The following is a 25,898-nucleotide window of genomic DNA, read 5'->3' on the forward strand; positions in this document are numbered from 1 at the left end:
GGTCTCCTCCAGCTTATTGTCAGGAGCCGCGTGGAAGAATGGCCCCATGACTGCTATCCCAACTGCCACAGCCACCATCCACACGAACCAGGGCGACATCAAGGTCAACCTCTTCGGCAACCACGCCCCGAAGACGGTGAAGAACTTCGTAGGACTCGCCACCGGTGAGATCACCTGGACCCACCCGCAGACCGGCGAGGAGAGCAACGCCCCCCTCTACAGCGGCACGATCTTCCACCGCATCATCAAGGACTTCATGATTCAGGGAGGGGATCCGCTGGGCCAGGGCATCGGCGGGCCGGGCTACAAGTTCGACGACGAGATCAACCCCGACCTCACCTTCAACGAGCCCTACAAGCTTGCGATGGCCAACGCAGGGCTCCAGGGTGGTCGCGGCACCAACGGATCCCAGTTCTTCATCACCTCGGTGCCGACCACCTGGTTGCAGGGTAAGCACACGATCTTCGGTGATGTCACGGACGAGGAGTCCCGCAAGGTGGTCGACAAGCTGAATGCGATCGCGACCGATATGAGGGACAAGCCCCTCGACGACGTCGTGATCGAGAGCATCACCGTGGAACAGCTCTAGCCGAATGTCCTACGGTGTGCCCGCGCCTGACGCAGGCAGCCAGCAGGCTCCGGTGTGCCCGAGGCACCAGGACCGCGTCAGCTATGTGAGATGCCAGCGGTGCGGCCGTCCCGCCTGCCCGGAGTGCCAGCGGCCGGCCGCCGTCGGATTCCAGTGCGTGGATTGCGTGCGCGAACAGGCGGCGAGTGCGCCTGCGTACAAGAACGCGTTCGGGGGCGTCGCGCGCGGGAACACCATGGTCGTCACCTACACGCTCATCGGTCTATGCGTCGTGGTGTTCCTGCTCCAGCTCGTTTTGCCTGGAATCACCCGGAGCTTTTCCTACGCGCCCGTGTTCACCGCGGGCGCAGGGGGAGTCATTCCCGCTGAACCCTGGCGCATGGTGACCGCGGCGTTCCTCCATTCGCAGGGATCCTTCCTGCACATCGCGCTCAACATGTACGTGCTCTACATCCTGGGCAAGGTACTCGAGCCCGCCATGGGCCGCGCGCGATTCCTGGCGCTGTACCTCATCTCGGCGGTAGGAGGATCTGTCGGCGTCCTGTTGCTCAGCGGACCCATGCAGTACGTCGTCGGTGCATCCGGTGCTGTCTTCGGCCTGTTCGGAGCGTTGTTCATCGTGCAACGCCGGCGGGGCGGCGACGTGCGGCAGATCGTCGTCCTGATAGCGATCAATGCAGTAGTCGGCTTCCTCGTGCCGAACATCGCGTGGCAGGCCCACCTCGGTGGTCTCCTCGCCGGTGCGGCCTGTGCTGCCGTGATCGCCTATGCGCCGAAAGGTGCACGCCAGGCTCAGCTGCAGTGGCTCGGCCTCGGGGGCGTCGTCGTACTCCTGGCTCTGTCCACCTTCGTGGGAGTGTCACTCCTACCGTTCTAGCCTGCTCGAAGCGTCAGTGGGGCCGGTACCTGGTACCGGCCCCACTGCGTTATCCACACCAGTTATCCACACGGGGGATAACTTACACACATGTAATTCCACACCTGTGGATATCCGTTCCCCGGAATCTAGGACCCGTTCCTGACCCATCAACAGCACTGTGCACATCTGTGGATAACTTCATGCACAGCGTGTGCACAGTGCTTTCTTTATCAGCACAGGTTCCGGGAACAGTCCGGACTACCGCCAGCGGGTCGTCATGAGGAAGCCGACGATCGCGATCCCGAAACCGGCGAGGATGTTCCATGATCCCCAGGCAGCCACCGGAAGAGTGGACTCCGAGATGTAGAAGGTGATGATCCACAGAAGCCCGATGATCATGAGGCCGAACATGACCGGCTTGTACCAGACCGGGTTCGGCTTGGGCTGCGACGACTTTGCAGCAGGTGCAGCGGAGGTGGCTCTCTTGCGGGGCTTCGACTCGGGCACGACTTCTCCTCGACAGGGCACGACTGCTGATCAGCAGCGCCGGTGGTCTCGCGGGCCGCCGCAGGGCGTCCGTTCCCGCAGGCTATCCTGAGGGAACAACACCATCCGGCGGCCCGGCTTTCCGAACGATTCTAGCCAAGAACCGCCGGATACCGGTGCATCCCGAGTGGCAGGAGCGGCAGTGGTCAGGTCAACCCTCGATCCGGCACCTGGAAACGCGACCAGGCGCCCGAGGGCGGCGAGGCGTCGCCGGTCGGTGCTCCAGTCGATCATCCAAGTCCTGGGAGAGCTGCTGATCACCGCAGGGATCGTCCTCCTGCTCTTCGTCGGCTGGGAATTGTGGTGGACCAACATCGACTCGGGTATCAAGCAGGAGCAGGCCCTCGAGCAGTTCTTCGCCGATGTGCCCGCGATCGATTCCGGACGCGAGGCGACTGACGACGTCGAGGTCCGGGACTTCGGTGAGCCCGTCGTTCTCTCCCCGACCGATCTCGAGGGAACTTTCGGAGTCGTCTACATACCCCGGTTCGGCGCCGAATACTCACGGCCGGTGTCGGCAGGTGTAGGGACGGACGTCCTCGACAACCTCGGTCTCGGCCACTACCCCGGCACCGGCGCGCCGGGTGAGGTCGGGAACTTCGCGCTTGCCGGGCACCGGCAGACCCACGGCCAGGTACTCGACCAGATCCACACGCTCGTCCCGGGCGACCGCATCTACGTGCAGACGCGGGACGGTTTCTATACCTATGTATTCCGCAACACCGAGATCGTCCTGCCGGATCGCGCAGACGTCATCGCGCCGGTGCCCACCGATCCGGCCGCTGAACCCGTGGACAGGATCCTCACCCTGACCAGCTGCAATCCGCGCTTCGGTGCGCAGGAGCGTATTATTGCTTATTCGGTCATGGAGTCATGGCGTCCTTCGGATGCCGGCCCGCCACCCGAGATCGCGGAGCAGGTAGCCCGCGCAGCAGGACAGGGATAGTCGCGATGTATGGATGGATATTCCGGGCCCTCCCCGGTCCGCTCTGGATGCGCGTTATCCTCTCGCTGATCCTCGTCCTCGCGGCCGTCGCAGTGCTGATGGTCTTCGTGTTTCCCTGGGTCTCGCAGTTCAATCCGCTCACAGATTCAACGATTGGTTCCCCGTAGCTCATGGCTCACACCACCAGAATCCTCGTCGTCGACAACTACGACAGCTTTGTCTACACACTCGTCGGGTACCTCCAGGAACTCGGCGCGGAGACGACCGTGGTCCGCAACGACGACATGACCCTGGCCGAGGCAGCGGACATGGCTGCCTCTCGCGATGGGGTGCTGATCTCCCCCGGACCGGGCACCCCCGGCGAGGCAGGCGTCTGTGTGGACCTCATCAAGTGGTGCGGCGCGCATGCCAAGCCGATGCTGGGCGTCTGCCTGGGTCATCAGGCACTCGCGGAGGCATACGGCGGCACAGTGACCCACGCTCCCGAGCTCATGCACGGCAAGACCTCCCTCGTGGAGCACGACGCGACCAGCGTCTTCGCAGGGCTCCCCTCGCCTGTCACGGCCACGCGGTACCACTCGCTCGCGGCAGTCAGTGATGACGTCCCGGCCGACCTCACGGTGACAGCACGGACAGCCAGCGGCATCATCATGGGCCTCGAGCACAAGACCGCGCCCCTGTGCGGCGTGCAGTTCCACCCGGAGTCCGTCCTCACCGAGGGCGGTTATCAGATGCTGGGGAACTGGCTCGAATCGCTCGGCCTCGAGGGTGCAGCAACCAAGGCGAAAGGACTCAGCCCGCTCATTGCGCGCTAGTCCCTGCCCTCCGTGGGTCGGGGTTTCGACTGGTTCTCGGCGCCCTGCGTCGAGCGGGGCTTCGATGAACCGGCGGAATCCTCGGTAGGCTCGCTGCTCGGGCTCTCCGCCGGCTCCTGTGACGGCTCGACGGCGGGCGCTTTCGCCACGGTGAGCACGATCTCCGTTCCCTGGTCCACCTCGGTCCTCGCCGGTGCGGATTGCGCAGTGACGATACCGGGTGCCACGACGCTGTTCTCGACCTCACGGACGGTGAAAGGGAGCTGCACGGCAGGATCGGCGAGGAGGGCCTGCGCCTGCTCGACGGTCAGGTCGGTCAGCAGCGGAACGGTCACCTTGCCGTTGGACAACACAAGATCCACTGCACTCCCGACAGGCACGGTCTGCCCCGCCTGGGGGCTTGTGGTGATGACCCTGCCCTCCGCGACGTCCGCGCTGGTCTCCTCTGTGATCTCGCCGCCACGCAAACCGAGTTCCTCGAGCGCGTCACGGGCAGAAGACTCCGTCAGCCCGGCGAGGCTCTCGGGCAGCACCACGTTGGCGGGTCCGAGGGACACCGTGATGTTGACGCGCGACTCCCTCTCGACGGAAGCACCCGCAGACGGGTCGGAACTGATGACGTCCCCGGCCTCGACGGACGCGTTGTACGTTTCATCCGTGGACGGGACCAGCCCGACGTCCACGATCGCGTCGCGGGCGTCGGCCTCGGCCATGCCCGCCAGGTCGGGAACGACGACGGTGGTGACCTCCGCCGCAGGCTGATTGTTGGCGACGTCGTTGAGCACGAAGTATCCCCCGGCGAGGACGAGCAGCACGGCGACGAAGAATACCGTGATCCAGGCGGCCCTCGATGACGTGCGGCGCCGATCCTGACGGTGGTCGGTCTCGTCGGACGCATGCAGGAGGTCGAACCGGTCGTCGTGCACGTCCTCCTGGCCGACGCGTCCGGCCGTGATACTGGTCATGGCCCGTGTGTGCGGTCCGGCTGCTTCCGAGTCGGAGGACGCAGTCGACAGTGCAGCGCCGATAGTTGCTGTACGCGTACGGGGAGCGGCCACATCCATCGCCTCGGTGCTTGCTCCGGCACCGCCCGCGACGACGACGCCCCGTGCGGCGTCCGACAACGCGTTCCTGAAGGAGGCCGCATCCTGGAAGCGGTGTTCGCGGTCCTTCTGCAGTGCTTTCGCGAGCACGGAGTCGAGGGCCGGCGTCACCGCCGGGTTGAGGCTACTGGCCACGGGCGGTTCCTCGCGCACGTGCTGATACGCGACGGACACGGGACTGTCGCCGACGAACGGCGGACGCCCGGTCAGCAGCTCGAACAGCAAACACCCCGCCGAGTACAGGTCACTGCGGGCATCCACCGTCTCGCCGCGGGCCTGCTCGGGCGACAGGTACTGCGCCGTGCCCAGGACGGCCTGTGTCTGCGTCATCGTGGCCTGAGAGTCGGCGATCGCGCGCGCGATCCCGAAATCCATGACCTTGACCGCACCGTCGGGCGTGATCATGACGTTGGCGGGTTTGATGTCCCGGTGGACGATCCCTGCCTTATGGCTGTATTCGAGCGCGCCGAGGACCCCGGTGAGGTACGAGATGCTGGCCTCGGGCGTCAGGTCTCCGGATTTGACGTGGTCACGCAGCGTGCGGCCCTCGACGTACTCCATCACGATGAAGGGCACACGCACCTCATGCTGCGGGCGGTCCGGGATCTCCTCCTCGCCGGTGTCGTAGACGGCGACGATGTTCGGGTTGTTCAGGCCGGCCACGGCCTGCGCCTCCCGACGGAAGCGCGACTGGAAGAGGGGATCACGGGCGAGATCCTGCCGGAGTACCTTGATGGCCACCGACCGACCGAGCCGGAGGTCGTGGCCGAGATGCACGTCGGCCATGCCTCCCCGGCCGATGAGTTCGCGGACCTCGTAGCGGCCGTTCAGGATGCGCTCTGTCGCCATCATCGCCTATCCTTCCGTCGCGGGCTCTCCAGGCGGGTCATGGCCCGGACGTCGTGGTCGGCGAAGGGGTCGGGCTGCTCGGGCTCGTGGGACTCGCGGGAGGTTGCGAGGGAGGCGGACCGGAGGACACCGTGTACCCGACACTCGAACCCGCCGGCAGGACGGATCCGGCACCGGGGTTCAGGGCGAGAACAGTGCCGGCCGGCTCCGCCGACTGCTGCGAGCCGGTGTTGACGGGCACGAGTCCGAGTTCCACGAGGATGGCTTCCACCTCGGTGGCCGACCGTCCCTGTAGCCCAGCGGGTACGGTGACCTGTTCGGGGCCGGTCGACGACGTGATGGTGATCGTCTCACCGGTCCGCAGCGTACCGACGGGCTCCACGGCGAAGACCAGTCCGGCAGCGTACTCGGCGGACGGCTCGCGCTGAGTCACCACCCGGAAGCCGAGGGCTCCGAGCTCCGCGGCGACCTGCGCCTCCGGGCGGCCCAGGTACTGGCTCGGCGTGATGATGACCTCGTCCGCGTCCTCCGTGCTCGGGGACGGCGAGGGTGTCGCCGATGAGGACGACGGGGAAGGGCTGGGCGTCCGCGACCGGGACGGGGTGGCGCTTGCGGATGTCGTCGTCGCGGGAGCGTTGTCACTGTCGTCTCCGGCCAACAGCGGCTGAAGGACCAGGAAGGCGATGGCGATCAGGGCCAGCAGCAGCAGAACGATGAGCGGAATGAGCCACGGGCTCCGCCTGTTCTCGTCCTCCCGGCCGTATGCCGGTGCGGGATCGGCGGCATCGACGTCCTCTTCCGACCAGTCCCGGGACGCGGCGATACCGGCCGCGGCGCCGGCTGCGGCAGGTGCGGCAACCGTGGGCAGGGCCGACGTCGTCGGTGCGGGAACCGCCGTCGTCGCCTGTGTGTCCTGGCGCGGCACCGCCGCAGTTGCGGCGTCGCCACCGGCGGCGAACGCAAGCATGCCCGGAACTGCTGCTTCTGCCTGCCGGATGTCACCGGCGCGGATGGCGTCCACAGCGCGTGCCAGCGACTCGGCGTCGGCCGGTCGGTCCGCGGGGTCCTTCGCCAGCATGGAAGCGATGAGGGCCCGCACGGGACGCGGGATCGATTCCGGCAGGGGCGGGGGTGCGTCATTGACCTGTGCGAGGGCGATCGCGATCTGGGACTCACCGGAGAACGGACGGCGCCCGGCGAGCAGTTCGTACCCGATGACACCGAGGGCGTAGATGTCCGAGGAGCCGGTTGCCGGCTGACCCGTTGCCTGCTCGGGCGCGAGGTACTGGGCGGTACCCATGACCTGTCCGGTCGCTGTCAGGGGGACCTGATCAGCCAATCGGGCGATGCCGAAGTCGGTGATCTTGACCCGACCATCGGGCATCACGAGGATGTTCCCCGGCTTCACGTCGCGGTGGACGAGGCCCTGGCGGTGTGCAACGGCGAGAGCCGTGGCGGTCTGCCCGATGATCGAGAGTGTCCGGTCGGGAGAGAGCACCCGCTCCTTCTCGATCACGGCGGAGAGGGGCTGACCTGGCACGAGTTCCATGACCAGGTAGGCCGAGCCGCCCTCTTCGCCGTAGTCGAAGACGTTGGCGATGCCCTCGTGGTTGAGCAGCGCCGTGTGGCGCGCCTCGGCACGGAAGCGGTTGAGGAACGCCGGGTCGCCCGAGTACTCCTCCTTCAGGATCTTGATCGCCACGATCCGACCGAGGATCTGGTCACGTGCCTTCCAGACCTCGCCCATACCGCCGATGGCGATGCGCTCGGTCAGTTCGAACCTGCCGCCCAGAGTGATTCCTGACGTGGGCCTCATCTGCTCAACACCGCCTCTATGAGTCTCTTGGCACTGGGTGAGGTCAATTGCTGACCAGTGGGAATGTCCACGTTCTCCATCACGATCGAAAGTGCTACCTGCGGGTTGTCGGCCGGGGCGAAGCCCGTGAACCAGGCGTTGTCACCGGTTTCGGTGACCTCGGCCGTCCCGGTCTTCCCGGCGACCTGCACACCCGGGACCTGTGCTGCGGTGGCGGTCCCGTTGTCCACCACATTGACCATCCAGTCCGTGAGCTGATCGGCCGTCTCCTGGCTGACCGACTGGCGGAGCACCTCCGGTTCGGGCGATTCGATCAGTTCGAGATCCGCCGCGCGGATGGACTTGATCAGTTGGGGTTTCATCTGCTGGCCGCCATTGGCGATGGCCGAGGCCACCATCGCCATCTGGAGCGGCGTCACCCGGGTATCGAACTGCCCGATGGCGGACTGCGCCAGTTCGGTATCCGCCAGGTCCGATGGGAAGTCGCTGGCTACGACCTGTGTGGGGATCTGCAGTGCCTCGCCGAAACCGAACTTGGCGGCCTGATCCTGGATCGCTTCCTCCCCCAGTTCGAGCGCGATCTGCGCGAAGGGAGTGTTGCAGGACTGTTCCAGCGCGAACTCGAGGTCTGCGGTGCTCCTGCTTGCACAACCGCCCGTGACGAAGTTCGGCAGGGCGTATCCGGTGCCGGGGAACTCCAGGGCAGGAGGGTTCGGAATCTCGGATTCGGCGTCGTACTGACCGGACTCGAGAGCCGCAGCGGCATCGATGAGCTTGAAGACGGAGCCGGGGGCAACCAGTGATTGCGTCGCGGGGTTCATGTAGATCGACAGACCGGGTTGCTCGGAGAGCCTCGCAGCGTTCTCCTCGATGATCGCGGTGTCATGGCCCGACAGGAGGTTGGGATCGTACGAGGGTTTGGAGACCATCGCGAGGATGTTGCCGGTGGAGGGCTCCATGACCACGATGGAACCGCGTTGGCCTTCGGGGATCAGGTCGAAGGCCAGCCGCTGGATTTCCGGATCGATGGTCAGTTCGATGGATGCGCCCTGTGAGTCGACACCCGAGAACATTCGTACGACGCGGTCGTAGAACAGCGAGCTGCTGGTGCCCGCCAGGATCTCCGATTGTTCGGCCTCCAGCTGCGTGGACGACAGGGAGAGCGAGTAATAGCCCGTGAGGTGGGCGTACAGCTCCGGCTCGTTGTACACGCGCTGGTAGTTGAACTCGTCGTTCGACGGGACGGACTCGGCGATGGCGCGACCGTCGACGAGGATGGCCCCGCGCTGCCGGCCGAAGTCCTGGTACAACTGTCGGCTGTTCCAGTCGTTGTCATTGAGCTCCTGCGCCTGGAAGAACTGGACGTAGGTCAGAGAGCCGAGGACGAGCGCGAACATCGCGATGGCGACGACCCATGCGCTGCGGATGGCCTGGTTCATCGGGTGGCCTCCTCGGCGGTGGTCTTTCTCACGGGCTTCCCGTTCACGCCGAGGGCCTCGGGGAACGAATCCTTCATCGGACCCGAAGGCGCAGGTCGTCGTGCCGTCTCCGAGATGAGCAGGATCAGGGCGACGATGAGCCAGTTCGCCAGCAGCGAGGACCCGCCTGCGGACATGAAGGGCGTGGTGAGGCCCGTCAGGGGGATCAGTCGGGTGATTCCACCGATTACCACGAAGCACTGGAGGGCGATGGTGAAGGACAGGCCACACGCCAGGAGCTTGCCGAAGCCGTCCTTGGTGCCGAGTGCGGCGCGGATGCCGCGTGACACGAGCAGGACGTACAGCATCACGATCGCGACGATGCCGATGAGTCCCAACTCCTCGCCGAGCGCGGCGATGATCATGTCGCTGTTGGCATAGGTGACGAGGTCCGGCCGTCCCTCGCCGAGTCCGGTGCCGATGAGGCCACCGTTGGCGAGACCGAACAGGCCCTGCACCACTTGCGCGCTTCCACCCGGCGCCCTGTTGTAGACCTCGGGTGCGAAGGCGTTGATCCAGGAGTCGAACCGGAGCGCGACGTGGCTGAACAGTTCCAGAGCGACGAAGACTCCGACGCCGATCATCGCCAGCCCGATCAACACCCAGCTCACCCGGCTCGTCGCGACGTAGATCATGACCATGAAGAGCCCGAAGAAGAGGATGGAGGACCCGAGGTCACGCTGGAAGATGAGCACGCCGATACTGACGAGCCAGGCTGCCGCCATCGGCGCGAGGTCGCGGAAGCGCGGAAGCTGGAGAGGACCGATCTTCTTCCCCGCGAGGAGGATGAGGTCACGGTTGGTCGAAAGATACCCTGCGAAGAATATAGCGAGGGTGATCTTGGCGACCTCTCCCGGCTGGAACGTGCCGATTCCCACCGAGATCCAGATGCGGGCACCGTTGATTTCCAGGCCGAGCGGGGTGAGTGGCAGGAGAAGCAGGATGGCGCTGACGATCAGCGAGATGTAGGTGAACCGCCGAAGAATCCGATGGTCTCGCAACAGGATGAGGAGGATCGCGGCAGCGCCGATCGCAACTGCGGTCCACAGGACCTGCTGCGGCGCGACCGGTGTGAAGTTCGGATTCGCCATGGAGGCGGACAGATCGAGTCGGTGAATCATCGCCAGCCCTATGCCGTTGAGCGCGATGACGATCGGCAATATGACTGGATCGGCATACTTTGCTCGCACCCGCAGGACGATGTGGATGAACAAACCCATGAGTCCGAGGGTCAGAGCCTGCGACCAGAAGTAGTCACCGAGGGCGTCCTCGCGACCGCTTCCCGCCAGATAGTTGGCGACGAATGCGACAGCCAGCGCGAGGAGTAGAAGGAGGAGCTCGATGTTGCGCCTCGACCGAGGGGCCGTCAGGACGTCACTCATGTGCTGCACCTCCGCACTCGATGGCCTGGGATGGGGGATCAGCGGTAGGCGCGGCGCCGGCCGATGCGCTGGAATCCGGAGAGGCAGCCGCGGACGCGCCAGCGCTCGGCTCTCTCGTCGGACCTGCCTGGGGAGGTGCGCTGGTCGACGGGCTGGGAGTGGGGCCCGCAGTAGGAGAGGCGCTGGCGGTGGGGACCGGCGTAGGGGTCGCAGTACCGCTTCCCTCGGGATCGCAGGAGACGGCCCGCAGCTCGGAGCGGAGGTCACCGACGATCCGCTCGGCTTCTTCCAGGCTGGCCGCGGGCAGCGTGCTCGACAGTTGGGACCGCTGGTACTCGGGCAGGTTCGAGACGGGTATGTCCGTCGTCTCGTACAGCTCGCTGAGGCTGACCGGTCCTATCCGCTGGGGAACACCGGTGTAGATGGCAACCCTGTTGTCCGTCTCGGCAACGTAGTACCGCGTCTGGGTCCAGGTGTAGCCGAGACCGAGGACGGTGATCAGGATGAGGGCCATCAGCGAGAGGAACGCCGGCATGAGCCAGCGCCGCTTCCGGGTAGGCGCGTCGTCGGCGCCGTCGTCCGGGTTGTCCGGATCGGCCCGGTGAGTGAGCATCATCGCGGCCCGGCGTTCTGCGGATCGCTGTGTCACGATCGGGATCTGGCCCGTCTCGGTAGCGAGCGCGGCGGATCCCACCAAAATGTGGGGCCTCGTCAGGAGGTCCTGCCGGATGATGTCTGCCCGGATAGCGGTGCCGGGGAGGTCGCCCTTCTGGTCGATCTCGGTGGGGAGAGCATCCGCACTGTCGACCGGAGGCTTTTCTCGTTCGCCCGCCGCCTCTCGGGCAGGGGGCATCGACGCCGGCGGCGCGTCGTCGCCGTCGTCCGCTTCGATGACCTCGACCACGGCAATTGTGATGTTGTCCGGCGAACCACCGGCCAGAGTGAGGTCGACGAGCGTGTTGACGCAGTCACGGATGCTCGTGGTTTCGCGCATGACCTGCTCCACCACGCGGTCGTTGAGGACAGCATTGAGGCCGTCGGAGCAGAGCAGCCAGCGCTCTCCGGGTTCGGCGTCGAACTCCTCGAGGTCCAGTTCAGGACTCGCGTCGACGTCTCCCAGGACCCGCATCAGCACGTTCTTGTGCGGATGGATCTCCGCTTCCTCGGGCCGGAGCCGTCCCTCGTCGATGAGCCGCTGGACGAAGGTGTGGTCCTTGGTGATTTGCTCGAAAATCCCGTTCTTCAGGCGGTATGCCCGTGAATCGCCGATGTGCGCGAGTTGCAGCTTTGCGTCCTCGAGCAGGATGGCCGTCACGGTGGTTCCCATGCCCGCCAGTTGGGGATTGGCGGCCACGAGTTCGGAGAGCAGCGAGTTCGCGGTCTGGATCTCGTCGGCAAGATGAGTCGCGGCGGCTCCGGCGTGCTCGGCGTGATCGAGGTGTACGAGGTCCAGGACTGTCGAGGCGGAGGCGACATTGCCGCCGGCGTGCCCGCCCATGCCGTCGGCTACGACAGCGAGGTATCGGCCCACGTAGGCGGAATCATCGTTCTTCGCACGCACCATGCCCACGTCCGAGCGGGCGGCGAACCTCATGGCAAGCGGCACGCCTACGGCCTCAATTCGATGACCGTCTTACCGATCCGGATGGGGACGCCGGGCTCGACCGGCAGTGCGCGCGTGAGTTGCGTGCCCGCAAGGTAGGTGCCGTTGGTGGAGCCTAGGTCCTCGATGAACCAGCGGCTGCCCTGCGGGAACAGACGCGCGTGGCGGCCCGATGCGTAGTCGTCCTCGAGGACGAGGGTGGCCTCCTGCGCACGGCCGAGCAGAATAGGGCTCGCCGCGAGGTCCAGTGTGGTTCCGGTGAGCGGACCCTCCGTGACGACGAGCGTTCGGGCGGGAGTCCGCGCGGGCGCCGGTTCCTCCCCCAGATCGGGGTTCTTCCGGATCTCGCGCGCCGTAGGGGTACCGACCTTGTTGCGGCGTCCGACCGCGAGGTCGCGACGCAGCGCTCCGACCGTGCTGAGGACCAGGGCCCACAGCAGGATCAGGAAACCGAAGCGCAGAAGCGTGACGGTCAGCTCTCCGGCCTCACTCATCGCTGGACACCCCCGTTCTGGGCCGGCACGAGACGGAAGGTCAGGCGGGAGCGACCCATGGTGATGACGGAGCCGTCCGTCAATTCGGCCTGCCCATTGACGCGCTGTCCGTTGACGTAGCTACCGTTGGTGGAGCCGAGGTCGACGGCGTAGACCCGGCCGTCCTGCGCACGGATCTCCAGATGGCGCCTCGACACACCCGTGTCGTCGACGAGGATGTCCGCCTCCGACGACCTCCCGAGCACGATGGACCCCGAGTTGATCGAGTATCGCCTGCCGTCGATCTCGAGGATGGGCTGGTACCGAGTGGGCTGGCGGCGGGGTGCTGTCGGTGCTGCGGGGCCGGCGGACCTCCGGGGGGCGGCCTGCTTCTCGATCGATGAATCGATCTCGAAAATTCCGGCTTTCAATTCGGGATCGTGCTCGAACGAGACGCGGACCGGGCCCTGCAGACTGTACTGCTGGCTGTTCACATGGGCGATGACGACGTCGCAGAGTTCCTCGGCCAGGGCGGAGCCCCATTGCTGGGCACGCTCGAAGTCGGAGTCGGACAAGCGCGCAGTGAAGACATTGGGTGCGAGGGTACGGCCCTGCGAGAGGACGAGGGAGCGGTTGTCGAGTTCCTTGCGCAGCGCGCTGGCAATCTCGAGGGGTTGCACCTCGGAGCGGGAGCCCGTGGAGAACGCACCGCGGACCAGCTTTTCGAGTCCGCGCTCCACGTTGTCGAGAATGCCCATTTCGCCTCCTCCCCCTGTCGCACATCGGTTTCGGGCCCAGCCCGCGGTGTGCGGCGGGGCTTCTCCCGGTCCTCCGGACGGCATGGTCCAGCCGGGCATCTTCCATCCGATACTACTGGGAGCGTCTGGTAATGAGCTCCAAGCGACCATTCGGAGCATTACTTTGTCCTAACGATCGGGGCCTCGTCGAGTTGCCCAGAATCGCCCTCGAGCCGTGATCGCGGTGCGGTTTAGGTAATTGCGCCTGCGCTCGGCTATGCTTGTTTCTGCTGTTCACATCTCTTGCGCCTGGTGCGCGGAGTTGGAATCTCGAATTGCGCGAGTGGCGGAACGGCAGACGCGCTGGCTTCAGGTGCCAGTATCCGAAAGGGTGTGGGGGTTCAAATCCCCCCTCGCGCACAGTGCAGTACATGGAAGGGCCTCCACTGAGTGGGGGTCCTTCCTTATATCCTCACCCACTTCGAAAAGCCAGTATGCGAAGTATTTGATTGACACAAGCAACGGCCGCCGTTTAGCTGACTCCATCGCATCCGCACTTCGAAGGAGACCGAGCATGAGGACAACCAGGGCCACCCGCCGTTCCAGGACGATCGCCGCTCTATCGCTTGCAGCCCTGCTGGCATCGGGAACGGCCGCAGCACCCGCGATCGCGGTGGGCGAGGGGCCGAACTACGGCGGGAACGAGACCATCAACACCTCGATCCTGCACACCTACGACGAAATGGTCGCCGAGCTCCAGAAGCAGGACGCCCGGCAGCAGGCGATGGAGCTGGAGGTGATCGGGCAATCGGTCAAGGGCCGTGACCTCTACCTCGCGAAGTACATCACCGACCCGGACAACCCGACCATCCTCTACCTGACGCAGCAGCACGGCAACGAGCAACTGACCACAGAGGGCGCGCTCGAATTCATCAAGCATCTCGGCTCCGGGAAGACGAAGGGCGTGTTGGACGGCGTCAACATCCTGGTCGTGCCGATGCTCAACCCCGATGGTGCGATGGGTGATGTCGATTTCCCGCTCGACGACTACATCGCTGATGGTGGCCGGCACCTCACGCGGGCGAACGCCGTGGGGGTGGACCTCAACCGGGATCACGTCGGCAAGGTGCAGCCCGAGACGCGGGCGCTGCACGAGAACGTCATGAGCGCCTACGACATCGACTACATGATCGACCTGCACCACCAGGGCACGCAGAGCGAACGGGACGGCAAACTCGTCTCGGGTTCGATCCTCTATCCGACGACGCGGAATGCGTCACCCGCCGTGGTGGAGGGATCGAAGCGGCTCGGTGCCGTCGTCTTCGATGCCGTGGATTCGACGGGCTGGGGACATCTCGGGCGCTACGTCGGTGGATCTGCCGAGACGATCAGCCGCAACGGCATCGCCGTCGAGTACGGCATCTCGACACTGCTGTTCGAGATGCGCGGGATGTCGGACCACAGCAATGAATCAGCCGTACTCGGTCAGAAGAGCAACGGCTACCTGATCAAGCAGACGGTGACGACCCTCGACGCCACGGCGAGGGCCATCGCGGATGGTTCGATCGACTCCGCCGATACCTCTTTCTGGGACACGCTGGCGGAACAGACGACGCGCGACACCGAGTGACACAGGGCTTCCGCTGGCGGGCCCGTGCCCGTCAGCGGAAGTCCCGTGATCTGGTGGTGGCCTTCAGCTGCAGCACCTCGATACGGTCTGCCACGACGTTGACGATCCCCTCGGAGGACCGTTCGAGCAGACCGCGCACGATCACGCTGCTCGCTTCGCGCGCCACGCGGCGGTAACGCTGCCAGACTCCCACCGAGCAGATGACGTTCACGAGCCCCGTCTCGTCCTCGAGGTTCATGAAGGTGATGCCACTCGCGGTCGCCGGCCTCTGCCGATGTGTCACGACGCCCGCGACTTCGATCCGCCTGCCGGATTCCACCGTCCTCAGTTCCAGGGCCGTGAGGGCGCCGCGGCGTTTCAGCCTGTTCCTGGCATGGCGCACCGGGTGGTCATCCGGGGTGATGCCGGTCGACCAGAGGTCGGATCCCACCTTGTCGATGTCCGAGAGATCGGGCATCAGCGGAGGTTGGATATAGACCGCTGTCCCCTTGAGCTGTCCTTCCTGCTCGGTGGATGCAGGCCCTGCATTCCACAGTGCTTCGCGCCGGCTCAGGCCCATGGAGTCGAAGGCCCCCGACGCGGACAGTGCCTCGAGCTGCCCTGCATTCACACCCGTGCGCCGCGCGAGGTCAGGCATGTCCTCGTAGGGTCCGTTCCGTTCACGTTCGGTGACGATCTTCTCGGCCAGCTTCACCCCGAGGGATTCCACGCTGGCCAGGCCGAGCCTCACCGCGTAGTTGCCGTCACGGCGGTGCACCGTCGAATCAAAGGGAGTGTCCCGGTCGAAGTAACCCACCGGAGCTTGCTCGTCCTCCGTGCAGCAATCCATTCCGGTGGTGCGTCCACCAGGATCATCCGGAGGTTCGAAGCCCTCCAGCGGTTCCAGGTCCGCATGCACGCCGGAGTGCAGGATGTCCGGACGCAGGACGACGGCGCCGTGCCGCCGGGCATCCGCCACGAGTGTCTGTGGTGAGTAAAACCCCATGGGCTGAGCGCGTAGGAGCGAGGCGAGGAACGCTCCGGGATAGTGCAATCGCAACCAAGCGCTGACGTAGACCAGCAGGGCAAAGCTGATCGAATGGCTTTCCGCGAACCCGAAGTTCGCGAAGGCGTGGATCTTGTTGTAGATGGTGTCCGCCAGTGCGCCGGTGATCCCGTTGGATTCCATGCCCTTGTACAGCTTGGCCTTGAGCGAATCGATCCGTTCCTCACCGCGCTTGGACCCCATGGCGCGGCGCAGCAGGTCGGCATCGGCCCCGGTGCAGCCACCCACCACCATGGCCATCTGCATGAGCTGTTCCTGGAAGAGGGGTACGCCAAGGGTCCGCTCGAGGACGGGTTTGAGGTCGGGATGGATGTACCGGACCTCTTCCTCGCCCATCTTTCGCTTGATGTAGGGATGGACGGCTCCACCCTGAATGGGACCGGGCCGCACGAGGGCCACTTCGATGACGAGATCGTAGAACTGACGGGGCTGCAGGCGTGGGAGCATACCCATCTGTGCGCGGCTCTCGACCTGGAAGACTCCCACCGAATCCGCGAAACACAGCATGTCGTAGACCCCCTGTTCCTCCTTGGGGATGGTGTGCAGCTCCCATTTCTCCCCGAAGTGCCGCTCAACGAGGTCGAAGTTGTACTGGATGGCAGCGAGAATCCCTAGGCCCAGGAGGTCGAACTTGACGAGTCCCATCCATGCGCAGTCGTCCTTGTCCCACTGAAGGACGGTCCTGCCTTCCATTCGGCCATGCTCAATAGGGCATACTTCACCGACGGGCCTGTCGGTCAGCACCATCCCCCCGGAGTGGATGCCCATGTGCCGCGGGAACTTCAGGACTTCCTGTGCGAGACTCACCACGGACTCGGGAATGTCGTGGTCATCGCTGGAGACCAGCCCACCCCACCGTTCGATCTGCTTCGACCAGGCATCCTGCTGACCCGGACTGTGCCCTAGTGCCTTCGCCATGTCCCGGACGGCGAACTTGGGGCGATAGGTGATGACGTTGGCGACCTGGGCGGCGTTGAAGCGTCCGTACTTGCGATAGACGTACTGGATGACCTCCTCACGACGGTCCGAATCGAAGTCCACATCGATATCGGGTTCCTCATCGCGCAGGCTCGAGAGGAACCGCTCGAAGGGCAGCCGGTACTTGATGGAGTCGACGGCGGTGATCTCCAGGAGGTAGCACACCGCCGAGTTGGCGGCGGATCCCCGCCCCTGGCACAAAATGCCGTTGCGGCGTGCATAGTGCACGAGGTCGTGGACGATCAGGAAGTATCCGGGGAAGTTCTTGTTCTCGATGACCTCCAGCTCGCGCTCGATACGCTCTCGGACATCGTTCCGGCCCGCGTAGAGCTTGTCCGCCCCCCGCCAGACGAGTTCCCGGAGGTAGCTCATCTGTGTGTGGCCCTCCGGCAATTCGATGTTCGGCAGGCCCGGTGTGACGCTGCGCAGGGTGAAGGAGAGATCGGCGGCGATGTCCACGGTACGTTCCACGGCTCCGGGATAGTCCCTGAACCGTCTCGCCATCTCGGCTCCACTGCGGAGGTGGGCGGATCCAGCGGCCGGGAGCCATCCATCCATCTGGTCGAGGCTGCGGCGGGCGCGGACGGCCGCGAGTGCGGAAGCGAGCCTGTGCTGCTTCGGGGTTGCGTAGTGCACGTTGTTGGTGGCCACGGTAGGCAGCTTCAGGCGTCCTGCGACGGCGGCAAGGGCGTCATTGTGGGCGGTGTCCAGTGGATTGCCCTGATTGATGAGTTCGACGGCGACGCAGTCCCTGCCGAACAGCTCGACCAGTTTCCGGAGTTCTGCCTCCGCTGCGGATTCACCGTCGCTGACCAGGGCCGAGCGCACCGTCCCCTTCCGGCAGCCCGTGAGGATCATCCACTGGCCGCCGGCATGCCCGGCGAGGTTCTCGAGGTCGTAGCGGGGCTTTCCCTTTTCGGCGTCGGTAGTGAGCTGGGCCTCGGTGATGGCCCTGGACAGCCGGTGGTAGCCGGCCGATCCACGGGCGAGCACCAGGAGGTGCCGGCCTTCGGGATCGGCTTCCCCGTTCTGTGGCTTGGACAGACCGAAGGACAGTTCGGTGCCGTACATGGTCGAGAAGCCGGGATACTTCTCGGCTGCCTCCGCGAAGTGCACCGCTCCGTACAGTCCGTCATGATCGGTCAGCGCCATGCCGGACAGGCCGAGCCGCTGGGCTTCCTCGGCGAGGTGTTCCGGACTCGAGGCGCCGTCGAGAAAGCTGAAGTTGGAGTGCACATGCAGTTCCGCGTACGGAACCACAGGTCCCTCGGGGGCCGAAACCTCCGCCGGAGCCGCGTAGGGTTGCCGCTTCCGTGACCAGGCGGGGCTGTCCCCACCGTCGGCGCCGAGCGGCGGAGCGCCGGGCCGGGTGCCGGAGAGATTCCGCTCGAAGTCGGACCACGGAATGGGTGGGTTGTTCCAGCCCATGGTGTTCCCTTCCTGTCCTGCTGTTGTCGTCGTGCGGCATTCCCGCGTGATCAGTCGTAGCTGGCCTCGACCCACCATGAATGGTTCTCGAGCAGCAGCAACCAGGCAGAACCCGACTGGTCCACCAACTGGAAACGGTTCAGGACGCGGCCCTTCGGGTCCCACCACCGCTCGTTGATGGGCCAGGGGCCGGCCCAGGAGTGCACGGGCCGCCGGCCGTCGTCGGACCCGGTACTGAAGAAGGCAGGGTCGGCGCTCAGGAGGCCGCGGGAATCGACGTCCACCGGATTACCGCTGGAGTCGACGACCGCGGCGGGTACGGGGTCGGCGAAGACGGTGGCCGGCGCCGGACCGGGCAGGCGGCCGGGCCAGGGCTGGTCGCGGTCCTTAACGGGCACTTTCGCAGGGGACGACGGTGCATCCCCCCAGGGGATGAAGACGCGGCGGTCCGCCAGGAGCCGCCCTCCGGCGATGATCGCGGTGAGCACGGCGCCGTGTCCCAGCATGCTCTGTACGCGGGCCAGGCCGTGGTGGATTCCCTCATCCGGTCCGGTTCCCCACAAGCCGTCAGCGTGGTCAGCGAGATCCTCGACGATGTCCGGCACGATATGGACCCGCGAGATGCCGGACGTCAGGCCGTGGTCGGATGCCTGGGTGCCCTGGAGCTGCCAGCGCACACGGTCGACGACGTCGTCCGCATCGAACCAGCGTGGGTGCTGCCACCGGCGTTCAGACACCTCACCAGACTCCGTGTGCAGTGAGACGTGGAGTGCGGTGCAGACCAGTCCCGCCTCCCGCAGTGTGTCGACGAATTCGCCGGCCCTTGTCCGGAACGCGAAGGCGAGCTGGTCGATGCGGGCGAGGGGTGGCTCGAAGTCGGCCACGGTGTCGAGTTGCGGCGGTGGTGTCCGGGCGACGACGTTCCTGTGGTCGAGTCCGCTCGCCTGCCGGTGGGCGATAGCTCCTTCCAGGCCGAAGCGGTTGCGGACATCGGATGCCTTGAGCGCAGCGAAGTCGCCGAGGGACCGGATGCCGAGACGCTTGAGCAGCACGGTGAGCTTCGGCAGCTCCAGGACCTCCAGGGGGTAGCTGCTGAGGAACATGGGCGAGCTGCCACGTGGGATGATGACGAGTTGCTCGGCCTCGGGGTCCTCCAGCTGATCAGTCGCTTTGGCGGCCTGTTCGGCAGCGAACGGACCATCCGCGATGCCGATGCGCACATCGGTGAGGCCCATCGCCGCCAATGTTCCGAAGACCACGTCCGCTGCCTTGTCCTCGCCCCCGTAGTAACGTGAGGGCCCCTTGACCAGAACCGCGCACAAGCCGGGCCGGATGACCTGGACGCCGGGCATGATGGTCTCCACCGCGGCCGTCACGGGTTCGAAGGTGCGTTCATCGAGCGAGGGATCGTACGGAAGGGACACCAGTCCCGTGCTGCGGGCCTGGGCCTCCCTGATACGCAAGCCCCTTCTCACGCCGTCCTGGCGTGCTGCGGGAGAGCAGGCGAAGACCTCCCCGCGGTCCACAAGGGCGAGGGCCGCATCGGCGGGCAGTGCGTGCTCGCGCAGCGCAGCGGTAATGGGCCAATCAGGGCACCACAGCATCATGGTCCGGGTTGCGGGGGCCGTGCCGGCGGGGACGGCGGACAGGGTGGGGCTCATGAGGATTTCATCAGCTGGGGTTCGAACAGGGTTCCGGGGGTAGTGGCAGGAGCGGTACCCGACGGGAGTCCCTGGGGGCCCGGTGAGTTGTGGAACGCGACGTCATCCGCGGCGGTGCCCTGCAGGTCCGTCAGTCCGACGTAGGCATGGCGGAGCCTGCCCGAGGGCTGCGTTGCGGTGATCTTCATGCGGCGGGCCCGTAGGTGGCCGGACCCCGAGCCGAGGCCTTCCCACGCGCTCTCTGCCACTCCGAGCGTCGAATCGCTCTGCTTCCAGGCGCCCAGGGTGACCAGTGCGGCTCCGCGCTGGCGCAACCGGGCCTTGAGCCGCGCCCACTCGGTAGGGGCCAGATGCTCCGGGGCGCGCGTCAGGACGATCGAGACGACGTCCACGAGGGCTGCCGTGACCGTGAGCCACTGGGATCCAGGATCGGGCACCAGGATGAGGCGATCGAGATTGATGCCGAAACCCTGGGCCGCCTCCACGCTGAAGTCCGGCATGCCGATGACACTGCACCAGGCCCCCGTGGCGGAAGGACCGGCGAGCAGGGCCATGGCGAGGGTGGTGGAGTTCCGGACGGCGTACGAGCCGCCGGACTGGAGCCCTCCGCCGGGCAGGATCCGCGCGAGGGCCGGAACAGTGGGCATCCGGCGGGAATCGAGTTTGCTGGCCTGCATGCTGTTGATGCGTGCCTGCAGGTCGAGTCGGGCGTCGGCGGCCGGAGTGCCCTGGCGACCGAGGAAGTTTGGGCGTGACGCGTCCTCGAGGTCGGAGGAGGGCTCATCCCATTCGAGGGCAGAGCCGGCAGCTGGAGGCGTCACCCGTTAATATTCGAATACGTGTTCGATTAAGTCAATCGGCGCGCCTCCGCTGAAAACCGCTCTTCTTATGGTAGGCGCGCGCCTGTAGCGGGAGCGGTGATGGTGTTTAGGGGAGCGAAGGATTCAGCGGAGTAGGTATGCAGGTGACAGCTCGGTCCGGCGTCGAGCCTCAGGCGTCGGCGGATTTCTTCCCGGCGTCGCGCTCCTTCACCCGTGCGGCCTCCGCGCGGACGGCCGCCTGCGTGGATCGTTCGGCCACCAGCCATGCGGGTGGTTCCTGCAGCAGGGCGGTGATCTGCTCGCTCGTCAACGGATCCGTGATGCCCCCGCGGGCCAGCCCGCTGATCGAGATGCCGAGCTTCTGGGCGACGACGGGGCGCGGGTGGGGGCCCGTGCGGCGCAGTTCTGCCAGCCACTCCGGCGGGGTCTGCTGCAACTCGTTGAACTCCGCGCGCGTCAGTTCGGTCTCCTGGAAATCCTGGGGAGCGGCGGGCAGGTAGATTCCCAGCTTCTTCGCCGCTGTGGCGGGCTTCAGGGTCTGGGGGTTCTTCGCGGGAGTCATGGTCCAAGCTTAACGGTCATGGGCAGGCGCTACTGTGATCAGGTGCCCAGCGACCAGCCCCGAACCCTGTCCGTCGGCTTCGTGCCGGGTGTGACGCCGGGAAAGTGGGTGGCCAGGTGGCGTGAGCGGCATCCGGACGTACCCCTGGAGCTCCACCAGCACGACGACGCCCTGGCGGCATTGCGCGACGGGTCCGACGACGTCGTTTTCGTCCGGTTGCCGGTGGATCGCACGGGGTTCCACCTCATCCCGCTCTACGAGGAACAGCCCGTGGTCGTGATGTCGAGGGACAACGAGCTGTCGCTCTACGACGATGTGCCGCCCGCGGAGCTCGAGGGGGAGATGCTGCTCGACGTCGTCGAATGCGGCGGTCCGAAGACGGCTGTGGAGGTGGCGGCTTCCGGTGCGGGCGTCGTCGTCCTGCCGATGTCCGTCGCCCGCCTGTTTGCCCGGAAGGATGCCGTCCACCGGCCCGTTCCGGGTCTGCCCACGACGACCATCGGCATCGCGTGGCGGGTGGAGGACGAGTCCGACGACGTCGAGGAGTTCATCGGCATCGTCCGTGGTCGGACGGCACAGAGTTCACGGCAGCCCTCCCAGCGCGAGGCACCCAAGAAGTCCGCGTCGCAGAAGGCAGCCGCGAAGAAGGCGGCCGCCGGCGGGGGAACCAAGGAGCAGAAGGGTAGCCGGAAGCCGCAGCCGAGGAAGCCGGCCCGTCCGTCCGGCTCGCGCGGAAAGCGACGCTGACGATGCTCGCGCGCTACTGGTCCGGCAGTCCCAGGGTCGTCAGGCCTGTGCCGGTTGTCCGTTGCTCGCCATCGTCCCGCCGTCCACGGGAAGGACGACGCCGGTGATGAAGCGCGCGTCCTCGCTGGCGAGGAACGTGATGGCGGCAGCGACCTCGTCAGGTAACCCGCCGCGCCCGAGGGCGATGCGCCGGGAGAACTCGTCGGAGAGCTCGTGCGCCTCGCCGTCGTCGCTCGTGAGGTCGGTCCAGATGAAACCGGGAGCGACGGCATTGACCCGCACGCCGTCCTTGCCGTGGTCCAGGGCGACGGCGCGGGTGAAGTTGCTGACGCCTCCCTTGGCTGCGTTGTACGCGCTCATGTGCCAATCACCAGCCAGCCCTGACACCGACGAGACGTTGACGATGCACCCCTTGCTCTCCAGCAGGTGTCCGAGCGCGGCCTTCGTTCCGTAGAACACGCCGGAGAGATCGGTCTCGATGACGCGGTGCCAGTCGGCGATGCTGGTGTCCTGGACGGTTCCCTGCGTGATCGTCCCCGCGTTGTTGACGAGGACGTCGAGGCGGCCGTACCGGTCGATGGTGGCCTGCACCATCGCGGACACCTGGTCGAAATCGGAGGAGTCGGTCCGTACCGCCGTCGCCTGTCCCGGCGGCAGGGATCCCGCGACGGCGTCGATCTTGTCCGCGACGGTATCCGTCAGGACCACACGTGCTCCCTCGGCTGCGAATCGCCGTGCTGTCGCCTCGCCGATGCCCGATCCGGCACCTGTGACGATGACGACCTTCCCATCGAATCTGCGGTCCATCCTCCACCATCCTCTCTTCTCGTTCCACCGTTGCATCCGGATCGCGCCGCCGCAACGGCCGCCTGCCGGTCGCACCAGCTCCCGCGGGGGTGTCCCACCTGCTACCGGGCAGACGAAAGGCCTGCCCCGAGACGTGCGGGCAGGCCTTTCGGTGGTGTCTTGAGCGTTCGGTCAGGCGAGGGACGCGAGGGCGAACACGGCGGCTGCGATCGCGAAGCCCATGACACCGATCGTCGTCTCCATGACGGTCCAGGTCTTGAGGGTGGTCTTGACGTCCATGTTGAAGAAGCGGCCCACCAGCCAGAAGCCTGAATCGTTCACATGGCTGGCCACCACGGATCCGCCCGCGACGGCGACCACGAGAGCGGCGAGCTGAAGCGCGTTGTAGTCGCCGGCCAGGATCGCCGGGGAGATGAGGCCTGCAGCGGTGGTGAGTGCGACGGTCGCGGAGCCCTGGGCGATACGGAGGATCGCCGCGATGAGGAAACCGGCGAGGATCAGCGGGATGCCGAGGTCTCCGAGGGCATCGGCCAGGGCATCACCGATGCCGCTGGTACGCAGCACGCCGCCGAACATGCCGCCCGCACCCGTGATGAGGATGACGGAGCAGACCGGACCGAGTGCGGACTCGAGGGTGCTCTCGAGGACGGTCTTGTCGATACCGCGGCGGCGTCCGAGGACGTAGGACGCAACGAGGAGGGAGATCAGCAGGGCCACGGGAGTCTCACCGAGGGTCCTGAGCAGCTGGAACCAGGCCTGATCGGTCAATCCCTCGTCCGCGGCACCCGAACGGGCCACGGTGTTCAGTCCGGTGTTGAGGAAGATCAGGACGAGCGGGAGCAGGAGGATGCCGACGACGGTGCCGAACTTCGGCGGGTTGGCCTCGGCGTGCTCATCAGCCGTACCCAGCAGTTCGGGGACCGGCAGGACGTACTTCTTGCCTGCCCACAGACCGTAGAGATAGGACGTGACGTACCAGGTGGGAATTGCAGCGACGAGGCCGACCATGATGACGATGCCGACGTTGGCACCGAAGAACTCCGAAGCGGCGACCGGTCCCGGGTGGGGCGGCACGAAGATGTGCATGACGGAGAACGCGCCGGCAGCAGGCAGTCCGAAGCGCAGGACGCCGCCCCCCAGGCGCCGGGCAACGGAGAAGACCACCGGCAGCATGACCACGAGACCCGCATCGAAGAAGATGGGGAAGCCGAAGATCAGGGAGGCGACACCGAGCGCGAAGGGTGCCCTGTTCTCACCGAAGACCCTGATGAGGTAGTCCGCCAGGACCTTCGCGCCGCCGCTGGTCTCTACCAGGCGGCCGAGCATGGCGCCGAGGCCGACGAGGAGCGCCACCGCGCCGAGGGTCGTTCCGAAGCTACTGACCAGGACGGTCACGATCTGCGAGGTGGGGATCCCGGTGGCGAAGGCCGTAGCGAGACTGATGATGATCAGGGAGACGAACGCGTGGACGCGCAGCTTGATGATCAGGAACAGCAGGGCGAGGATTGCCGCTGCGGCAATCAGGAGGAGCGGACCGGCGGTGAGGCTCTGGGTCCATCCTTCGATGGTCATGTTTTCTCCGTTGAAAGGGTTTGGTGGGGGGCTAGTTGCTGCGCAGGTCGAGCTGATCGATGACCAGGTCGGTGACCTCGTCCGGCGTGCCGGCGTTGTCGATCTTCACGCCCTGCTCGTCGGGCTCGAGTGGTTCCAGCGTGCTGATCTGCGATGGCAGCAGTGATTGCGGCATGAAGTGGCCACTGCGGGTCTTCATGCGCTCCAGGATGAGATCGGTATCGCCGACAAGGTGGACGAATCGAACCCGTCCCTCGGCTTGCGTCAGCACGTCGCGGTAGGAGCGCTTGAGGGCCGAGCAGGTGACGACGGTGCTGCGATCCGAGTACGCCTGGGTTGTCATCCAGTCCCGCATGGACTCCAGCCACGGCCAGCGGTCCTCATCGGTGAGCGGTGTCCCGGAGGTCATTTTCGCGATGTTCGCCGCGGGGTGGAAGTCATCCGCCTCGGCGAACACCCAGCCGAGCGCTTCCGCGAGCCGGGTGGCAATGGTGGTCTTGCCGGACCCGGAAATCCCCATGACGACCACGTGGCGAGGTTGTGCATCCATGCTGACTCCCTTGTCGATGTGTGACTGCTCACGATCTCGAGTAAAGGTAACACCATTCGCACGGCAAAGGTAGTACCTTTGCTCGGCCTCCGTATCGATCTATGGTTGTGTGACCGGGTCGAACGGCCCCGGGGCAGAGCGAGGAGGACGATGACGGCGCAGTCAGCTCCGACGGGGATGCCGGCGGCAACCGCAGAGGTCTTCCACACGCGGATCATCGACTCGCTGGGCCAGGACATCGTGGACGGCGTCGTGCCCGAGGGAACGCGGCTGACGATCGAGGGCCTGCAGCAGCAGTTCGGCGTCTCGCGGACCGTGGTGCGGGACTGTATGCGGGTGCTGGAGTCGATGAACCTCATCGTCCCCAAACGCCGGATCGGGCTCGTGGTGCAGGGGCCCGGGCGCTGGAACGTCTACGATGCCCGGATCATCCGGTGGCGGCTCAACGGTCCCGGCCGGGCAGCCCAGTTCCGCTCCCTCACGCACCTGCGCCGTGCCGTCGAGCCGGTCGCCGCAGCCCTTGCCGCGCAGCAGGCCTCACCTGCGCAGCGCACGCGCTTCGTCGAGCTCGGTCAGGACCTCCGGCGCCTGGGCGAGAGTGGCGAACTCGTCGAGTTCCTGGGCGTCGACATCGAATTCCACACCCTCGTCCTGGAGGCCAGCGGCAATGAGATGTTCGGCGCCCTGCGGGGGGTGATCGCCGAGGTGCTCTCAGGCCGGACGCACCAGGGGCTCATGCCCCACAATCCGAAGGAACACGCGCTCCGGACACACGAGCAGGTGGCCTCCGCGATCGCGGCCGGCGATTCCGCTGCGGCCGAGGCCTGCATGGCGTCACTCCTCGCCGAGGTCAGCAGCGCCATCGACTGACGGGCGCTCGCGTGGTCAGCAGCGCCAGCGG

22 protein-coding genes and 1 tRNA gene are annotated in these 25,898 nt (G+C 66.0%); 8 read left to right on the forward strand and 15 right to left on the reverse strand.

All coding sequences use genetic code 11. The features are described 5' to 3' along the window. Positions 1-46: 46 nt before the first annotated feature. Positions 47-589: a peptidylprolyl isomerase gene (locus tag CXQ96_RS03050; protein ID WP_104116564.1), complete on the forward strand. Its 543-nt coding sequence runs from the start codon at positions 47-49 to the stop codon at positions 587-589. 4 nt (positions 590-593) lie between these two features. Continuing rightward, positions 594-1,466: a rhomboid family intramembrane serine protease gene (locus CXQ96_RS03055; RefSeq protein ID WP_104116565.1), complete on the forward strand. Its 873-nt coding sequence runs from the start codon at positions 594-596 to the stop codon at positions 1,464-1,466. A 240-nt stretch (positions 1,467-1,706) separates the two neighbouring features. On the opposite strand, the gene CXQ96_RS03060 is transcribed toward CXQ96_RS03055, so the two are convergent. Beyond that, positions 1,707-1,955: a cell division protein CrgA gene (locus CXQ96_RS03060; RefSeq protein WP_104116566.1), complete on the reverse strand. Its 249-nt coding sequence runs from the start codon at positions 1,953-1,955 to the stop codon at positions 1,707-1,709. A 256-nt stretch (positions 1,956-2,211) separates the two neighbouring features. Here CXQ96_RS03060 and CXQ96_RS03065 point away from each other — a divergent pair, with 256 nt between their 5' ends. Beyond that, positions 2,212-2,940, forward strand: a complete 729-nt coding sequence (locus tag CXQ96_RS03065; RefSeq protein ID WP_258058838.1) for a class E sortase — start codon at positions 2,212-2,214, stop codon at positions 2,938-2,940. A gap of 170 nt (positions 2,941-3,110) precedes the next feature. Next, entirely contained in the window at positions 3,111-3,755 is a 645-nt protein-coding gene (locus CXQ96_RS03070; protein ID WP_104116568.1) for an aminodeoxychorismate/anthranilate synthase component II, read from the forward strand. Here CXQ96_RS03070 and pknB read toward each other — a convergent pair. From pknB to CXQ96_RS03105, 7 genes are read right to left on the reverse strand one after another with little or no spacing between them, the layout of a single operon-like run. After that, positions 3,752-5,710, reverse strand: coding sequence for a Stk1 family PASTA domain-containing Ser/Thr kinase (pknB, locus tag CXQ96_RS03075; RefSeq protein WP_308662404.1), 1,959 nt, complete (start codon positions 5,708-5,710; stop codon positions 3,752-3,754). The two genes, CXQ96_RS03070 and pknB, sit on opposite strands and share 4 nt — an antisense overlap. Positions 5,711-5,744: 34 nt before the next feature. Next, positions 5,745-7,523 carry a protein kinase gene (locus CXQ96_RS03080; RefSeq protein WP_104116569.1) on the reverse strand — a complete coding sequence of 593 codons (1,779 nt, stop codon included), beginning with the start codon at positions 7,521-7,523 and terminating at the stop codon, positions 5,745-5,747. After that, positions 7,520-8,962: a penicillin-binding protein 2 gene (locus tag CXQ96_RS03085; protein WP_104116570.1), complete on the reverse strand. Its 1,443-nt coding sequence runs from the start codon at positions 8,960-8,962 to the stop codon at positions 7,520-7,522. The genes CXQ96_RS03080 and CXQ96_RS03085 overlap by 4 nt, the downstream gene beginning before the upstream one ends. After that, positions 8,959-10,383: an FtsW/RodA/SpoVE family cell cycle protein gene (locus CXQ96_RS03090; RefSeq protein WP_104116571.1), complete on the reverse strand. Its 1,425-nt coding sequence runs from the start codon at positions 10,381-10,383 to the stop codon at positions 8,959-8,961. Before CXQ96_RS03090 ends, CXQ96_RS03085 begins: the two co-directional genes overlap by 4 nt. After that, the gene (locus CXQ96_RS03095) at positions 10,376-11,977 is read right to left on the reverse strand and encodes a PP2C family serine/threonine-protein phosphatase (protein ID WP_258058794.1); all 1,602 of its coding nucleotides are present in this window, start codon (positions 11,975-11,977) and stop codon (positions 10,376-10,378) included. The genes CXQ96_RS03090 and CXQ96_RS03095 overlap by 8 nt, the downstream gene beginning before the upstream one ends. A gap of 14 nt (positions 11,978-11,991) precedes the next feature. Next, a complete protein-coding gene (locus CXQ96_RS03100) occupies positions 11,992-12,480 on the reverse strand; it encodes an FHA domain-containing protein (RefSeq protein ID WP_104116572.1) in 489 nt (162 codons plus the stop codon). Beyond that, positions 12,477-13,217, reverse strand: a complete 741-nt coding sequence (locus tag CXQ96_RS03105) for a DUF3662 and FHA domain-containing protein (protein WP_104116573.1) — start codon at positions 13,215-13,217, stop codon at positions 12,477-12,479. The genes CXQ96_RS03100 and CXQ96_RS03105 overlap by 4 nt, the downstream gene beginning before the upstream one ends. 316 nt (positions 13,218-13,533) lie before the next feature. Here CXQ96_RS03105 and CXQ96_RS03110 point away from each other — a divergent pair. Next, a tRNA-Leu gene (locus CXQ96_RS03110) sits at positions 13,534-13,616 on the forward strand. A gap of 154 nt (positions 13,617-13,770) precedes the next feature. Beyond that, a complete protein-coding gene (locus CXQ96_RS03115; RefSeq protein ID WP_104116574.1) occupies positions 13,771-14,826 on the forward strand; it encodes a M14 family zinc carboxypeptidase in 1,056 nt (351 codons plus the stop codon). A 31-nt stretch (positions 14,827-14,857) separates the two neighbouring features. Here CXQ96_RS03115 and CXQ96_RS03120 read toward each other — a convergent pair whose 3' ends face one another. The 4 genes from CXQ96_RS03120 to CXQ96_RS03135 form a co-directional block, all read right to left on the reverse strand. Next, on the reverse strand, positions 14,858-18,277 hold the full coding sequence (locus CXQ96_RS03120) for an error-prone DNA polymerase (RefSeq protein WP_104116575.1): 3,420 nt from the start codon (positions 18,275-18,277) through the stop codon (positions 14,858-14,860). Positions 18,278-18,327: 50 nt separating this feature from the next. Further along, entirely contained in the window at positions 18,328-19,938 is a 1,611-nt protein-coding gene (locus CXQ96_RS03125; protein WP_104116576.1) for a DNA polymerase Y family protein, read from the reverse strand. Next, on the reverse strand, positions 19,935-20,759 hold the full coding sequence (locus CXQ96_RS03130; protein WP_104116577.1) for a hypothetical protein: 825 nt from the start codon (positions 20,757-20,759) through the stop codon (positions 19,935-19,937). Before CXQ96_RS03130 ends, CXQ96_RS03125 begins: the two co-directional genes overlap by 4 nt. 169 nt (positions 20,760-20,928) lie before the next feature. Further along, positions 20,929-21,321 (reverse strand): DUF5997 family protein, encoded by a 393-nt coding sequence (locus CXQ96_RS03135; protein ID WP_104116578.1) that lies wholly within the window; start codon positions 21,319-21,321, stop codon positions 20,929-20,931. Positions 21,322-21,363: 42 nt separating this feature from the next. Here CXQ96_RS03135 and CXQ96_RS03140 point away from each other — a divergent pair, with 42 nt between their 5' ends. After that, complete coding sequence (locus tag CXQ96_RS03140; protein WP_258058795.1) at positions 21,364-22,068, forward strand: LysR family substrate-binding domain-containing protein; 705 nt, start codon at positions 21,364-21,366, stop codon at positions 22,066-22,068. 39 nt (positions 22,069-22,107) lie between these two features. Here the strand turns inward: CXQ96_RS03140 and CXQ96_RS03145 are convergent, their stop codons facing one another. From CXQ96_RS03145 to CXQ96_RS03155, 3 genes are all read right to left on the reverse strand, one after another. Then, positions 22,108-22,875: an SDR family NAD(P)-dependent oxidoreductase gene (locus CXQ96_RS03145; RefSeq protein WP_104116580.1), complete on the reverse strand. Its 768-nt coding sequence runs from the start codon at positions 22,873-22,875 to the stop codon at positions 22,108-22,110. Between the two features lie 171 nt (positions 22,876-23,046). After that, on the reverse strand, positions 23,047-24,447 hold the full coding sequence (locus CXQ96_RS03150; protein WP_104116581.1) for a GntP family permease: 1,401 nt from the start codon (positions 24,445-24,447) through the stop codon (positions 23,047-23,049). 31 nt (positions 24,448-24,478) lie between these two features. Further along, on the reverse strand, positions 24,479-24,997 hold the full coding sequence (locus CXQ96_RS03155; RefSeq protein WP_104116582.1) for a gluconokinase: 519 nt from the start codon (positions 24,995-24,997) through the stop codon (positions 24,479-24,481). Between the two features lie 150 nt (positions 24,998-25,147). On the opposite strand from CXQ96_RS03155, the gene CXQ96_RS03160 reads away from it, so the two are divergent. Then, positions 25,148-25,867, forward strand: coding sequence for a FadR/GntR family transcriptional regulator (locus CXQ96_RS03160; protein WP_219816075.1), 720 nt, complete (start codon positions 25,148-25,150; stop codon positions 25,865-25,867). The last annotated feature ends 31 nt before the right edge of the window (positions 25,868-25,898 follow it).

The sequence above is a fragment of the Arthrobacter sp. B1805 genome, assembly GCF_002929745.1.
Lineage (GTDB): Bacteria > Actinomycetota > Actinomycetes > Actinomycetales > Micrococcaceae > Arthrobacter_D.

What these genes read in the sequence shown, in the direction of transcription:
- CXQ96_RS03055 (WP_104116565.1), top strand. Translation starts at nt 594, where the DNA reads ATGTCCTACGGTGTGCCCGCGCCTGACGCAGGCAGCCAGCAGGCTCCG.
- CXQ96_RS03050 (WP_104116564.1), top strand. Translation starts at nt 47, where the DNA reads ATGACTGCTATCCCAACTGCCACAGCCACCATCCACACGAACCAGGGC.
- CXQ96_RS03090 (WP_104116571.1), bottom strand. Translation starts at nt 10,383, where the DNA reads ATGAGTGACGTCCTGACGGCCCCTCGGTCGAGGCGCAACATCGAGCTC.
- CXQ96_RS03135 (WP_104116578.1), bottom strand. Translation starts at nt 21,321, where the DNA reads ATGACTCCCGCGAAGAACCCCCAGACCCTGAAGCCCGCCACAGCGGCG.
- CXQ96_RS03105 (WP_104116573.1), bottom strand. Translation starts at nt 13,217, where the DNA reads ATGGGCATTCTCGACAACGTGGAGCGCGGACTCGAAAAGCTGGTCCGC.
- CXQ96_RS03095 (WP_258058794.1), bottom strand. Translation starts at nt 11,977, where the DNA reads ATGAGGTTCGCCGCCCGCTCGGACGTGGGCATGGTGCGTGCGAAGAAC.
- CXQ96_RS03100 (WP_104116572.1), bottom strand. Translation starts at nt 12,480, where the DNA reads ATGAGTGAGGCCGGAGAGCTGACCGTCACGCTTCTGCGCTTCGGTTTC.
- CXQ96_RS03125 (WP_104116576.1), bottom strand. Translation starts at nt 19,938, where the DNA reads ATGAGCCCCACCCTGTCCGCCGTCCCCGCCGGCACGGCCCCCGCAACC.
- CXQ96_RS03155 (WP_104116582.1), bottom strand. Translation starts at nt 24,997, where the DNA reads ATGGATGCACAACCTCGCCACGTGGTCGTCATGGGGATTTCCGGGTCC.
- pknB (WP_308662404.1), bottom strand. Translation starts at nt 5,710, where the DNA reads ATGATGGCGACAGAGCGCATCCTGAACGGCCGCTACGAGGTCCGCGAA.
- CXQ96_RS03115 (WP_104116574.1), top strand. Translation starts at nt 13,771, where the DNA reads ATGAGGACAACCAGGGCCACCCGCCGTTCCAGGACGATCGCCGCTCTA.
- CXQ96_RS03145 (WP_104116580.1), bottom strand. Translation starts at nt 22,875, where the DNA reads ATGGACCGCAGATTCGATGGGAAGGTCGTCATCGTCACAGGTGCCGGA.
- CXQ96_RS03080 (WP_104116569.1), bottom strand. Translation starts at nt 7,523, where the DNA reads ATGAGGCCCACGTCAGGAATCACTCTGGGCGGCAGGTTCGAACTGACC.
- CXQ96_RS03150 (WP_104116581.1), bottom strand. Translation starts at nt 24,447, where the DNA reads ATGACCATCGAAGGATGGACCCAGAGCCTCACCGCCGGTCCGCTCCTC.
- CXQ96_RS03120 (WP_104116575.1), bottom strand. Translation starts at nt 18,277, where the DNA reads ATGGGCTGGAACAACCCACCCATTCCGTGGTCCGACTTCGAGCGGAAT.
- CXQ96_RS03160 (WP_219816075.1), top strand. Translation starts at nt 25,148, where the DNA reads ATGACGGCGCAGTCAGCTCCGACGGGGATGCCGGCGGCAACCGCAGAG.
- CXQ96_RS03085 (WP_104116570.1), bottom strand. Translation starts at nt 8,962, where the DNA reads ATGAACCAGGCCATCCGCAGCGCATGGGTCGTCGCCATCGCGATGTTC.
- CXQ96_RS03070 (WP_104116568.1), top strand. Translation starts at nt 3,111, where the DNA reads ATGGCTCACACCACCAGAATCCTCGTCGTCGACAACTACGACAGCTTT.